This window comes from Pseudomonas fluorescens (genome assembly GCF_002837185.1).
Classification (GTDB): domain Bacteria; phylum Pseudomonadota; class Gammaproteobacteria; order Pseudomonadales; family Pseudomonadaceae; genus Aquipseudomonas; species Aquipseudomonas fluorescens_AM.
The window spans coordinates 54,819-68,475 of sequence record NZ_KZ477987.1; the positions used below are offsets into that span (position 1 = coordinate 54,819).

The 13,657-nt window shown below is 61.2% G+C and carries 8 protein-coding genes; all 8 read left to right on the forward strand.

The features are described from left to right. The first annotated feature begins 60 nt into the window (after positions 1 to 60). The 8 genes from tssE (at position 61) to CIB54_RS03980 (ending at position 13,605) form a co-directional block, all read left to right on the forward strand. Positions 61 to 576, forward strand: a complete 516-nt coding sequence (tssE, locus tag CIB54_RS03945) for a type VI secretion system baseplate subunit TssE (RefSeq protein ID WP_042945974.1) — start codon at positions 61 to 63, stop codon at positions 574 to 576. Next, the gene (gene tssF, locus CIB54_RS03950) at positions 573 to 2,432 is read left to right on the forward strand and encodes a type VI secretion system baseplate subunit TssF (RefSeq protein WP_101218693.1); all 1,860 of its coding nucleotides are present in this window, start codon (positions 573 to 575) and stop codon (positions 2,430 to 2,432) included. Before tssE ends, tssF begins: the two co-directional genes overlap by 4 nt. Beyond that, the gene (gene tssG / locus CIB54_RS03955) at positions 2,396 to 3,439 is read left to right on the forward strand and encodes a type VI secretion system baseplate subunit TssG (protein ID WP_101218694.1); all 1,044 of its coding nucleotides are present in this window, start codon (positions 2,396 to 2,398) and stop codon (positions 3,437 to 3,439) included. Before tssF ends, tssG begins: the two co-directional genes overlap by 37 nt. Further along, complete coding sequence (tssH, locus tag CIB54_RS03960) at positions 3,432 to 6,086, forward strand: type VI secretion system ATPase TssH (protein ID WP_101218695.1); 2,655 nt, start codon at positions 3,432 to 3,434, stop codon at positions 6,084 to 6,086. The genes tssG and tssH overlap by 8 nt, the downstream gene beginning before the upstream one ends. A 156-nt stretch (positions 6,087 to 6,242) precedes the next feature. Then, positions 6,243 to 8,183, forward strand: coding sequence for a type VI secretion system Vgr family protein (locus CIB54_RS03965; RefSeq protein WP_065953265.1), 1,941 nt, complete (start codon positions 6,243 to 6,245; stop codon positions 8,181 to 8,183). 15 nt (positions 8,184 to 8,198) lie between these two features. Beyond that, positions 8,199 to 8,633 carry a DcrB-related protein gene (locus tag CIB54_RS03970; RefSeq protein WP_065953266.1) on the forward strand — a complete coding sequence of 145 codons (435 nt, stop codon included), beginning with the start codon at positions 8,199 to 8,201 and terminating at the stop codon, positions 8,631 to 8,633. Positions 8,634 to 8,645: 12 nt separating this feature from the next. Continuing rightward, positions 8,646 to 13,034 (forward strand): RHS repeat-associated core domain-containing protein, encoded by a 4,389-nt coding sequence (locus CIB54_RS03975; RefSeq protein ID WP_101218696.1) that lies wholly within the window; start codon positions 8,646 to 8,648, stop codon positions 13,032 to 13,034. A 1-nt stretch (position 13,035) separates the two neighbouring features. After that, positions 13,036 to 13,605 carry an imm11 family protein gene (locus CIB54_RS03980; protein WP_065953267.1) on the forward strand — a complete coding sequence of 190 codons (570 nt, stop codon included), beginning with the start codon at positions 13,036 to 13,038 and terminating at the stop codon, positions 13,603 to 13,605. Positions 13,606 to 13,657: the final 52 nt, after the last annotated feature.

The window sequence follows — 13,657 nt, forward strand, 5'->3', positions numbered from 1 at the left end:
CCTTGCGTCACGGCTGCAGACATTTTGTCCCTCCCGCAACCCGTCCGTGGAGCTGCTTTGGTGGTAACTGAAATCGCTTCCCGCGACCGTCTGCAACCGTCCCTGCTGGACCGGTTGACCGACGACGACCCAACCAATCCCAAGGAAAGCGCCGACAAACGCGTGCTGTCCCTGACCCAATTGAAAGCCTCGGTACTGCGCGACCTGGCGTGGCTGCTCAACACCACGTCGTTGCTCGATGCCGATGCCACGCTGCACACCCCGGCCGGTACGTCGGTGGTCAATTACGGCCTGCCGGCGCTGGCGGGCAACAGTGTTTCCAGCGTGGATATCAAGGCCCTGGAAGCCCTGATCTACCAGGCCATTGCCACCTTCGAGCCGCGCATCCTGCGCCACACCCTGCGGGTCAAAGCCCGTGTCGGCCAGGGCGAGATGAATCACAACGCCCTGAGTTTCGAAATCGAAGGCGACCTGTGGGCGCAACCGGTGCCGTTGCGCCTGTTGCTGCAGACCGATCTGGACCTGGAATCCGGGCATGTGCGCGTGGTCAATGCCGACCAGCGGAGACGCCCATGAACCCGCGCCTGCTGGAGCTGTACAACCAGGAACTGCACCACGTGCGCGAAAGCGCCGCCGAGTTCGCCAAGGAATACCCGAAGATCGCCAGTCGGCTGACCCTGTCCGGTATGGACTGCGCCGACCCGTACGTCGAACGCTTGCTCGAAGGCTTTGCCTACCTGACGGCCCGCGTGCAGCTCAAGCTCGACGCCGAGTACCCGACCTTCACCCACAACCTGCTGGAAATCGCCTACCCGCACTACCTGGCACCGACGCCGTCAATGACCGTGGTGCAGCTGCAGACCGACCCCGACGAAGGCTCCCTCGGCGGCGGCTTCCCGCTGCCCCGCGACACCGTACTGCGCGCCGCCCTGGGCCGTGAAACCCAGACCTGCTGCGAGTACCGCACCGCGCACCCGGTGACGCTGTGGCCGCTGCAGGTCAGCCATGCAGAGTACTTCGGCAACCCGTCCGCCGTGCTCGGCCGCCTGGCCGCCAGCGAACCGAAAGCCAAGGCCGGTCTGCGCCTGACCCTGCGCACCGGCGCCGAATTGCCGTTCAACAGCCTCGAGCTGGACAACCTGCCGCTGTACCTCAGCGGCGCCGATGAGCAGCCGTTCCGTCTCTACGAACAACTGCTGGGCAACGCCTGCGCAGTGTTCGCACGCAAGCCCGGTGGCGACTGGGTTGAGCGCCTGCCTCAGGATGCCTTGCGTTCACGCGGTTTCGACGATGCCGACGCGGCCATGCCGGTGGTGGCGCGGGCGTTCCAGGGCTATCGGTTGTTGCAGGAGTACTTCGCCCTGCCCCACCGTTTCCTGTTTGTCGAATTCGCCGAACTGAGCCGCGCAGTCAAACGTTGCGACGGCCAGGAGCTGGAGGTGATCGTGCTGTTCGACCGTCACGACCCCAGCCTGGAAGGCAGCGTCGGCGCGGCGCAGTTCCTGCCGTTCTGCACGCCGGCGATCAACCTGTTCCCCAAGCGCGTGGACCGTATTCACTTGTCTGATCGGGTCAACGAACACCATGTGATCGCCGACCGCACCCGGCCGATGGATTTCGAGATTCACTCCCTGAGCGGCATCACTGGCCACGGCACCGGGCCGGAGCAGCCGTTTTTGCCGTTTTACGCCGTGCGCGATCCTTCCCGCTATGGGCGCGACCAGGCCTATTACACGGTACGCCGCGAACCCCGCGTGCTGTCCAGTGACCAGCGTCGCAACGGCCCGCGTTCCACCTATGTGGGCAGCGAAACCTTCGTCAGCCTGGTGGACAGCCGCCAGGCGCCGTATCGGCATGACCTGCGCCAGCTCGGCGTGACGGCGCTGTGCACCAACCGTGACTTGCCGTTGTTCATGAGCGTGGGCAACGGCAAGACCGATTTCACCCTCGCCGACAGCGCGCCGGTGCTCTCTGTGCGCTGCGTCGCAGGCCCCAGCCGCCCACGCGCCAGCCATGCCCACGACGCCAAGGCCTGGCGCCTGATCAGCCAGTTATCGCTCAATTACCTTTCCTTGAGCGAACAGGGCCAGGGGGCCGGCGCCTTGCGCGAACTGCTGCGCCTGTACGGCGACAGCAACGACGCCGCGCTGCAATTGCAGATTGAAGGCTTGCGCGAAGTCAGCAGCAAAGCCGTGACCCGACGCCTGCCGATGCCCGGCCCGATCGTGTTTGGCCGGGGCCTGGAGATCACCCTGGAATTCGATGAAAACGCGTTTCGCGGCACCGGAGTGTTCCTGCTCGGTGCGGTGCTGGAACGCTTCCTGGCACGCTACGTGTCGATCAACAGTTTTACCGAGACGGTGATCCGTACCACCGAACGCGGCGAGATCATGCGATGGAAAGCCAAGCCCGGACGGCGTCCGACCCTGTGAGTACCCTGGACGCGATGCACCAGGAGCCCTGGGAATATGACTTCTTCCAGGCGCTGCGGCGTATCGAGTGCGAATCGCCAGACCTGCCGCGCCTGGGCCATTCCCTGCGCCTGGCGGACGACCCGCTGCGCCTGGGGCAACAGGCCGATTGCACCTTCGCCCCGGCCACCCTGGCGTCGGTCGACCCCGGCGGCGACGGCAAGCCGGCGCGGCTGGAGCAATTCTTCTTCGGCCTCGGCGGCCCCAACGGCCCGCTGCCGCTGCATATCACCGAGTATGTGCGCGAGCGCCAGCGCAACAACGCCGACAGCACCAGCAAGCAATTTCTGGACGTGTTCCACCATCGCCTGCTGACCTTGTTCTACCGAGCCTGGGCCGAGGCACGGCCGACGGTCAGCCACGACCGGCCAGACGATGACTACTGGTCCGCACGCCTCGCCGCCTTGAGTGGCCGCGGCATGCCGAGCTTGCTCAACCAGGGCTTGATCGCCGACACGGCGAAGCTGCATTACAGCGGCCACTTGTCGGCGCAAACCCGCTACCCGGATGGCTTGAAGGCGATCCTCAGCGAGTACTTCGGCTTGCCGGTAGCGATCGAGGAATACGTCGGCCAATGGCTGGAACTACCCGAACGCAGCCGCGTCGGCGTGAGCGCCAACCGGCTGGGCGTGGATTTCTGCCTGGGCAACCATGTGTGGGACCGCCAGCACAAATTCCGTATTCGCCTCGGGCCGCTCAAGCTCGACGATTACATGGGCATGCTGCCCGGCCACCCGCCGTTCAACGAGCTGGTGGCCTGGGTGGCCGAGTACCTGGGCCATGAACTGGACTGGGACTTGAACCTGGTCCTGCAACAACCTGAAGTCCCGGCGCTGCAACTCAACGGCCGGTTCCGCCTGGGTTTCAATACCTGGCTCGGCCAACCTGCACATGACGCCAACGACCTAATCCTGGCCCGGCATTACGCCGATCATGCCACCACCTCAAGGAATCCAGAGCATGGGTGAAATCAGTCGCGCCGCACTGTTCGGCAAACTCAACAGCGTGGCCTACAAGGCCATCGAAGCCGCCACCGTGTTCTGCAAACTGCGGGGCAACCCGTATGTGGAACTGGCCCACTGGTTTCATCAGTTGCTGCAACTGCAGGACTCGGACCTGCACCGCATCATCCGCCAGTTCAACCTGGAACCGGCACGCCTGGCCCGCGACCTCACCGACGCCCTGGACCGCCTGCCGCGCGGTTCGACCTCGATTACCGACCTGTCGTCCCATGTGGAGGAAGCGGTGGAGCGCGGCTGGGTGTATGGCAGCCTGATGTTCGGTGAGAGCCAGGTGCGCACCGGTTACCTGGTGCTGGGCATTCTGAAAACGCCGAGCCTGCGCCATGCGCTGCTGGGCTTGTCTGCCGAGTTCGACAAGATCAAGCCCGAAGCCTTGAGCGAGCGCTTTGACGAGTACGTCGGCGACTCGCCGGAAAATGCCTTGAGCGCCAGCGATGGCTTCAATGCCGGTGTGCCAGGCGAAGCCAGCGGCGCCATGGCCCCCAGCGCGATGGGCAAGCAGGAGGCGCTCAAGCGTTTCACCGTCGACCTGACCGAACAGGCGCGCAGCGGCAAGCTCGACCCCATCGTGGGCCGTGATGAAGAGATCCGCCAACTGGTGGACATCCTCATGCGTCGCCGCCAGAACAACCCGATCCTCACCGGTGAAGCCGGGGTGGGCAAGACCGCCGTGGTCGAAGGTTTCGCCCTGCGCATTGTCGCCGGCGACGTACCGCCTGCGCTCAAGGACGTGGAACTGCGCAGTCTCGACGTGGGCCTGCTGCAAGCCGGCGCCAGCATGAAAGGCGAGTTCGAACAGCGTCTGCGCCAGGTCATCGAAGACGTGCAGGCCTCGCCCAAGCCGATCATCCTGTTTATCGACGAAGCCCACACCCTGGTCGGTGCCGGTGGCGCCGCCGGCACGGGCGATGCAGCCAACCTGCTCAAGCCTGCGCTGGCCCGTGGCACCTTGCGTACCGTGGCCGCCACGACCTGGGCCGAGTACAAAAAGCACATCGAAAAAGACCCGGCCCTGACCCGCCGCTTCCAGGTGGTGCAGGTGGCCGAACCCTCGGAAGACAAGGCATTGCTGATGATGCGCGGGGTGGCGTCGACCATGGAGAAACACCACCAGGTGCAGATCCTCGATGAAGCGCTGGAAGCTTCGGTCAAGCTGTCGCACCGCTATATTCCGGCGCGCCAGTTGCCGGACAAATCCGTGAGTTTGCTGGACACCGCCTGCGCCCGCGTCGCCATCAGCCTGCACGCGGTGCCGGCCGAAGTGGATGACAGCCGCCGCCGTATCGAAGCCCTGGAAACCGAGCTGCAAATCATCGCCCGCGAGCATGCGATCGGCATCGCCATTGGTGCGCGCCAGACCAACAGCGAAGCCTTGCTGAGCGCCGAGCGTGAGCGCCTGGCCACATTGGAAAGCCGTTGGGCTGAAGAAAAAGCCCTGGTGGATGAGCTGCTTGCCACCCGTGCGACCTTGCGTGAGAAAGCCGGCGTGGTGGACAGCGGCAGCGATGAATTGCGCACGCAATTGGTCGACCTGCAGCAGCGCCTCAGCGCACTGCAGGGCGAAACCCCGCTGATCCTGCCGACCGTGGATTACCAGGCTGTGGCCTCGGTGGTCGCCGACTGGACCGGTATCCCGGTGGGCCGCATGGCGCGCAACGAACTGGAGACCGTGCTCAACCTCGACCAGCACCTGAAGAAACGCATCATCGGCCAGGACCACGCCCTGCAGATGATCGCCAAACGCATCCAGACCTCCCGCGCCGGCCTCGATAACCCGAGCAAGCCGATTGGTGTGTTCATGCTCGCCGGCACCTCGGGCGTGGGCAAGACCGAAACCGCCCTGGCCCTGGCCGAAGCCATGTACGGCGGTGAACAGAACGTGATTACCATCAACATGAGCGAGTTCCAGGAAGCTCACACCGTGTCGACCCTCAAGGGCGCGCCACCGGGCTATATCGGCTACGGCGAAGGCGGTGTATTGACCGAAGCGGTACGGCGCAAACCTTACAGTGTGGTGCTGCTGGACGAGGTGGAAAAAGCCCACCCGGACGTGCATGAAATCTTCTTCCAGGTGTTCGACAAGGGCGTGATGGAAGACGGCGAAGGCCGGGTGATCGACTTCAAGAATACGTTGATCCTGCTGACCACCAACGCCGGTACCGAGCTGATTTCCCACGTCTGCAAGGACCCGGCAAACATCCCCGAGCCCGAGGAAATCGCCAAGGCCCTGCGCCAGCCGCTGCTGGAGATCTTCCCGCCGGCCTTGCTCGGTCGCCTGGTGACGATTCCGTATTACCCGCTGAGCGACGAGATGCTCAAGGCCATCACTCGCCTGCAACTGAACCGCATCAAAAAGCGCGTGGAAAACACCCACAAGGTCGTCTTCGACTACGACGACGCGGTGGTCGACCTGATCGTCTCGCGCTGCACCGAAACCGAAAGCGGCGGGCGCATGATCGACACTATCCTCACCAACAGCCTGCTGCCGGACATGAGCCGTGAATTCCTCACACGCATGCTCGAAGGCAAGGCGTTGGCGGGGGTGCGGATCAGCAGTAGGGATAACGAGCTGCACTACCAGTTCAACGATTGACCTGACGAAACTCGATCCAAATGTGGGAGGGGGCTTGCCCCCGATAGCGGTGAATCAGTCACCAGATGCATCAACTGACACACTGCTATCGGGGGCAAGCCCCCTCCCACACTTTGAACCGGTTTCTTCAGTCATTTAGTCATTAAGAGACGCCCGATGTTATTCAACCAAGCCTCACGCCTGGCCCAGATCACCAGCCCCCTCGGGCCGGATGTGCTGTTGCTCAATGAAATGGGCGGCGGCGAAGAGCTGGGACGGCTGTTCAACTACGAGCTGCAACTGACGTCTTTGGACGCCAACATCGACCTCAACCAGTTGCTGGGCAAGCCGATGAGCGTGGGCCTGCAACTGGCCGACGGTGGCGAGCGGCATTTCCACGGCATCGTCGCGCGCTGCAGCCAGAACATCGACCAGGGCCAGTTCGCCAGCTACCAGGTGACGTTGCGCCCATGGCTGTGGCTGCTCAGTCGCACCTCCGATTGCCGGATTTTCCAGAACCTGAGCATCCCGCAGATCATCAAGCAGGTGTTCCGCGACCTGGGCTTTTCCGACTTCGAAGACGCCCTGAGCCGGCCGTACCGCGAGTGGGAATACTGCGTGCAGTACCGCGAGACCAGCTTCGATTTCGTCAGCCGCTTGATGGAACAGGAAGGTATCTACTACTTCTTCCGTCACGAACAGGACCGCCATGTACTGGTGCTGGCCGACGCCTATGGCGCCCACACCACGGTGCCCGGCTACGCCTCGATTCCGTACTACCCCAAGGACGAGCAGCAGCGCGAACGCGACCACATGCATAACTGGCACCTGGCGCAGGAGGTGCAGCCCGGCTCGCTGGAGCTCAACGACTATGACTTCCAGCGGCCCAGCGCGAGCATCGACGTGCGCTCGGCCATGCCGCGTCCGCACACCGCCGGCGACTACCCGCTGTACGACTATCCCGGCACCTACGTGCAGAGCGCCGACGGCGAACACTACGCGCGCACCCGCATCGAAGCCCTGCAAACCCTGCATGAACAGATCGAGTTCGCCGGCAATGCCCGCGGCCTGGGTTCGGGCCACCTGTTCAGCCTCACCGGCTTCAGCCGCCAGGACCAGAACCGCGAATACCTGATCGTCGGCTGTCGCTACTACATCGTTCAGGAAAGCCTGGAAAGTGGCGGCGGATCCGGCTCGGCGCAGTTCGAAAGCAGCCTGACCTGTATCCCCGCGCAACAGAGCTACCGCACCCTGCCCACCACCCATCGGCCCGTGGTCAAAGGCCCGCAAACGGCGCTGGTGGTCGGCCCCAAAGGCGAGGAAATCTGGACCGACCAATACGGCCGCGTGAAGGTGCACTTCTACTGGGACCGTCACGACCAATCCAACGAAAACAGCTCATGCTGGATTCGCGTGTCGCAGTCCTGGGCCGGCAAGAACTGGGGCTCGATGCAGATTCCCCGGATCGGCCAGGAAGTGATCGTCAGCTTCCTCGAAGGCGACCCCGACCGACCGATCATCACCGGGCGGGTATACAACGCTGAGCAGACCGTGCCTTACGACCTGCCGGAAAACGCGACCCAGAGCGGCATGAAAAGTCGATCCAGCAAAGGCGGCACGCCGGCCAACTTCAATGAAATCCGCATGGAGGACAAGAAAGGGTTGGAGCAGTTGTACATCCATGCCGAGCGTAACCAGGACATCGTGGTGGAAGTGGATGAAAGCCATTCGGTGGGGCATGACCGGAATAAGAGTATTGGACATGACGAGGTGGTGACCATCGGCAATAACCGTCTGCGCATCGTCAAGCAGGAAGACATCCTCTCAGTGGGCCAGCGCAAGACCGACAGCATCAGCCAGAGCTACGTCATCGAAGTGGGCGAAAACCTGCGCCTGGTCTGCGGCGAAAGCATCCTGGAATTGAACGCCAGCGGTCAGATCAACCTCACTGGCGTGCAAATCAGCTTCTACGCCAGCGGCGATGCCGAGTTCAATACCGGCGGCCTCCTACACCTGAATAATGGTGGCGGCGCGGGCGCCACACCGGATGGCCAGGGCGTGAAAGCCAGCATCGACGCCAATATCAAAGCCGCGTTCCCCACGCCTAAAAGCTCCTGACGAGATCTGTTTGCCATGACGTATCGAATCAATGAATTCCAGTTTCAACTGCCTGCCGGCGAGTTGCAGGACGCGACGATCAACATTCTCAAATTCCCCGAACTGGGCACCTCCCTGATCGTCAGCCGCAGCTTGCTGGGCGAAGGTGAAACCCTGCACAGCAACTTCAACGACCAACTCCAGCGCCTGGAAAAACAGGTTCAGGATTTACGTTATCAACCGGGTGTCGATGTGCGTTTGGGCGCGGCTCAAGAAGTGGCAGGGATCGAATTGCGCAGCCAGTTCAACAAGGGCAATGACAAGGTGTTCCAGTATCAATTGGCACTGGTGATTCCGGGCACGCGCAAGATGCTTGCTCTCAGCTACGTGAAGGCGGACGCGCTGGGTGAGGCCGAGGCGGCGCATTGGGCCTTGATAAAAAACTCACTGTCGTTCGACGCTATTTCCTGATGAGCGGCCTGCATGTCTGACGCGTTATGGGCGGCCCGGATGGGCGATGCGCTCGCCCACACTTCGATGATGGCCGACATCCTCGGCGGTGTGCTGGAGGTGGCGGCGAATATCGCGATTACTGCTGTAGCGACTGCCGCAGTAGTCGCGGCCACCGGCATTACCGTCGCCACCGGCGGGCTGGGCTGCTTCCTGTTGGGCGCGGTGGTGGGCACGATTGTCGGCCTGGCCATGAGCAAGACGGGCGCGGATAAAGGCCTGACGAATTTATGCGACAGCTTCAGCAATGCGCTGTTTCCGCCCACGGTACAGGCCAATATTCTCACCGGTTCCACCAACACACTCACCAATAACATCCCCGCCGCCCGCGCCGCTGGCGCGATCAGCTCTCACGTTGCGCCAGCGGGTACCGAACTGGAAGAGCCGGCACCTGCGCCTGAGGCCAGCTACCTGGACATGGCCGAGAGCTTCTTTTCGCAGATGTGGCGTCCGACCGTCGCCACGCCTGCGCCCGGTGCCGTGCCCAAGCCACTGGACCTGGTCGTGTGCATGAAACACCCGCCGATGCCGCCGCAGTTTCTGGCCGAAGGCTCGGACAAGGTCACGATCAACGGCCAACCAGCGGTGCGCAGCGGTGACCGCAGCACGTGTGATGCGACGGTGGTTTCGTCCGGGTTGATTTCATCGAACGTGACCATCGGCGGTGGATCCGTGGTAGTGCGCGAGATTCGCAGCGGCAAGACGCCTGGCGTGGGGCTGGCGGTCACCGCGTTGTTGATGCTCAAGGGTGGCAAGGGCAAGTTCTTCAGCAAGTTGCCCTGCATGCTGATCGGCGGTGCGACCTCGATGGCGGTCAGCAGTGCGATGGGAGCGATGGCGAATGCTGCCATGGGCTCGTCGAATCCGGTGCATGCGGCGACGGGCGCGAAGGTATTGGGCGATGTCGATGAGCTGGATTTCATGCTGCCCGGCATCTTGCCGATTGACTGGCAACGTTTCTATAACAGCCGCGACGAACGCACCGGCAGTCTGTTTGGCGCGGGCTGGAGCGTGCCGTATGAGGTCTGCGTCGAAGTCCGGCCTCATCCCGACGGCGGCGAGACGCTTGTATACACCGACGAGCAAGGGCGCCCTATCGACATGGGTTCGATTCCCTTGGGCGGCGCGGTGTTCAGCGCCGGTGAAGGGCTCGCTGTGCGGCGGCACCTCAATGGGCAGTTGCTGATTGAGAGCGATGATGGCCTGTACCGTCTTTTTGAACTTACGACTAACCCGTCGCGACTGCGCCTGGCTCAGTTGGGGGACCGCAACGACAACCGCATCCATATTGATTATGACGAGGCCGGACGCCTGGTACGGCTGCGCGATACCTTCGACCTGGTGCAGGTTGAGCTGATTCGCGACGGCGAACAGGTCAGTCGCATCGAACGGGTGTATCCCGATCAACGCCGTGAGGCGCTTGTTGGGTATGGCTACGACACCGCCGGCAACCTGGCCGAGGTGCGTGATGCCACCGGTCAAGTGCGGCGGCGCTTCGCCTACGACAGCGACCGGCGCATGGTGGAGCATCAGTTGCCGACCGGGTTGCGTTGTTTCTATGAGTGGGCTTTGGTTGAAGGCCTGGAATGGCGCGTGGTGCGGCACTGGACGGATGAAGGCGACGCGTATCAATTCGACTATGACTTGAACGCCGGCCTTACCCGCATCACCGACGGATTGCAGCGCATCAGCACCCGGCACTGGAACACTCAGCACCAGATCATTCGCTACAGCGACAACCTCGGACAGACCTGGCTGTTCGAATGGAACGATGAGCGCCAATTGCTCAGCGCCACCGACCCGCAGGGTGGGCGCTACGAATACAGCTACGACGAGTCCGGCAACCTGATCGGCGAAACCGACCCACTGGGCCGCAGCGATTCGACCTTGTGGCTGGAGCATTGGGCACTGCCGCTGGTCGAGACCGACGCCGCCGACAACAGCTGGCAATATCGCTACGATCAGCGCGGCAACTGCATCGGCGAAACAGATCCGCTGGGCTACGTCACCCGGTACCGCTATGACGCCCATGGCCAGGTCGTGGAGATCATCGACGCCACCGGCAAAAGCAAGAAACTGCGCTGGAACCCGTTCGGGCAATTGGTCGAACACATCGATTGTTCGGGTTACCCGACGCGCTTCAGCTACGACGAGCGCGGTTATCTGCACGTCATCACCGATGCACTGGGTGAGCGCACGCAATTCAGCTACGACGCTCAGGGGCGCTTGCTAAGCACTCAATTGCCGGATGGCCGTATCGAGCAGTATCAGCGCGACATCAGCGGTCAACTGCTGGGGTATACCGACCCGGCCGGGCACACCACGCTCTACCAGCACAACCGCCGCGGCCAAGTCAGCCAGCGCACCGACGCCCATGGCCGGCAGGTGAAGTTCGGCTACGACAGCTACGGGCGCCTGCAAGCGCTGATCAACGAGAACGGTGAACGCTATCGCTTTGCCTGGGACGCCGCCGACCGCCTGGCCGAGCAGCAGGACCTGGACGGCAGCGCCAAGCGTTACGACTACGACCTGCTGGACAACATCACCACGGTAACCGCCATTGCGGCGCCTTATGGCAACGGCCTGGCGGTGGTCCCCGAGGCACCACCCGCGCCCATCGTTCATCGGCTGGAGCGCGATGCGGTCGGTCGGCTGGTGGCGAAAGTCACCGACGATGGTCGCACTGAGTACAGCTACGATGCGGTGGACCAGCTCACGGCGGTGACTTTCACCGATCTACAAGGCAATGCACAGGCCTTGGGCTTCGCCTACGACGCCCTCGGCCAACTGCTTGTCGAACAGAGCGCGGCCGGTAGCCTGAAACACCACTACGACGAACTTGGCAACCTGATCCAGACCCAACTACCCGACGGCCGTTGGCTCAACCGCCTGTACTACGGCAGCGGCCATCTGCACCAGATCAACCTCGACGGCCAGGTCATCAGCGACTTCGAACGCGACCGCCTGCACCGCGAAGTCCTGCGCACCCAAGGCCAGCTCAGCACCCGCAGCGAATACGACCGCAGCGGCCGCCTGCGCTCACGCCAGCGCCGCCTGGCCAGCCAACCATCGTTGATGCCCGCAGCCGCGCAGAAACAGTTCGAGTACGACCCTGCCGACAACCTGATCGGCAAACTCGACCAGCAACCCGCCACGCAACATCGCCAACTGCTGCACTACGACGCCACCGGCCGCATCATCGCCAGCCAGGACAGCCTGCATGGCCAGCGCGAAACCTTCGCCTACGATGCCGCCGCCAACCTGCTTGACGGCTCGCAGGCGGGTGCCGGGTTGGTGGTGCATAACAAGCTGCTGACGTATCAGGACAAGCGTTATCGCTATGACGCGTTTGGGCGGATGATTGAAAAGCGCAGTGCCAAACGCGGCGTGCAGCGGTTTGCGTATGACGCTGAAAGTCGGTTGATTGAAGTGCGCAATGAGAACGGCAGCGTGGTCAGAATGGCGTATGACCCGCTGGGGCGCCGGATTGAAAAAACCGAGCATGGCAGCGATGGGTATCCGCTGGGGGAAACCCGGTTTACGTGGGATGGTTTGCGGTTGTTGCAGGAGCATAAACATAGCCAGACCAGTCTTTATGTTTACGAAGATGAAAGCGGTTACGAGCCCTTGGCTCGCGTGGACGGCATTGGTCCGTTGCAGAAGATTCGTTACTACCACAACGACCTGAACGGCTTGCCCGAGCAACTGACCGAAGCCGATGGTCACAGCGTCTGGCAGGCGACTTATCGGGTGTGGGGCAACACGCTGGAAGAGGTGCGGGAGCCTTATTACATCGAGGAGCAGAACCTGCGGTTCCAGGGGCAGTACCTGGATCGGGAGACGGGGCTACACTACAACACTCTCAGGTTCTACGACCCCGAAATAGGGAGATTCACGACTCCAGATCCGATCAGTTTACTGGGCGGCATAAACCTGTACCAATATGCGCCAAATCCAATTACATGGGTTGATCCATGGGGCCTGTTTAACTGGAACTATAAAAATATGCCTGGAATCGATGGATTCCAGAAACACCATATTATTCCTCAATCGCTGGCTGATCACCCTGCTCTGAAGAAGGCTGGATTCGACATACACAAAACTTCCAACATCATTTACTTGCCTAGTGAAGAGGGCAAGCACAAATATCGCACTATTCACAAAGGCTCACATCCGGGTTACAACAAAGCTGTTCGGGCACAACTCAATGAAATATCCCTCGCGGGCAAGGCTGGAAAATGGAAAAAAGCCCAGTACGCGCAGGCAGTGAGGGAGGTTGTCAGCTCTGAAAGGTCGGGATTACGCAATGGGCGTACTCGGTTGAATAAAAACTCAACTCAAGCAGGTCGCTGCGGGAAATAATATGTACCTATTAGAAATCAGTGAAAATTATTCAGAAATTTACTGGTTCAAATACGACCAGAAAAAATCTCCCGACCACCTATTGTTTATTAGTGGAGAAGAGCAATCATCAATTGCTACCACTCCAACCTTTAGAAATAAAAATAAGATCAGCGCATCTCGCCTAATGTCCTTCGATCTTCTTCAAAGTGACACGCTTGAATTTGTAAGCGAGGCAATGGCCAACGTACTGCGCAAATTCCCGACAGACGTTCAGCTTTTTCCTGCCAACGTTTATCTAAAAGAAGAAAAGCTGGAAGGTTACTATGTATTCAATGTGATCCAGATACTTCCTTGTATTGATTTGAATAACTCTCAATATGGTCCCATGTTCAGCTTTATGCCGGATGGCCCTCTGAGATTCACCACTCTTCAAAGTCTGCCACCTGCTACCTTAGGCAATCACCATATCGTGAGAGCTAAGGAAAGTTCACAACGCATCTTTGTTTCCCAGCAGTTCAAGCAGCAATGCGAAGCATCCCAGCTTAAAGGTCTTCGATTCGTAGACTGTTCCAAAGGTATCCAAGTCTGAACAATAAAGGGGACTGAACAATAAACAACAATAAAGGGAACAATAAAGGGGA

Coding starts and splice junctions, on each gene's coding strand:
- tssF (WP_101218693.1), top strand. CDS start 573: ATGAACCCGCGCCTGCTGGAGCTGTACAACCAGGAACTGCACCACGTG.
- tssG (WP_101218694.1), top strand. CDS start 2,396: ATGGAAAGCCAAGCCCGGACGGCGTCCGACCCTGTGAGTACCCTGGAC.
- tssH (WP_101218695.1), top strand. CDS start 3,432: ATGGGTGAAATCAGTCGCGCCGCACTGTTCGGCAAACTCAACAGCGTG.
- CIB54_RS03965 (WP_065953265.1), top strand. CDS start 6,243: ATGTTATTCAACCAAGCCTCACGCCTGGCCCAGATCACCAGCCCCCTC.
- CIB54_RS03970 (WP_065953266.1), top strand. CDS start 8,199: ATGACGTATCGAATCAATGAATTCCAGTTTCAACTGCCTGCCGGCGAG.
- CIB54_RS03975 (WP_101218696.1), top strand. CDS start 8,646: ATGTCTGACGCGTTATGGGCGGCCCGGATGGGCGATGCGCTCGCCCAC.
- CIB54_RS03980 (WP_065953267.1), top strand. CDS start 13,036: ATGTACCTATTAGAAATCAGTGAAAATTATTCAGAAATTTACTGGTTC.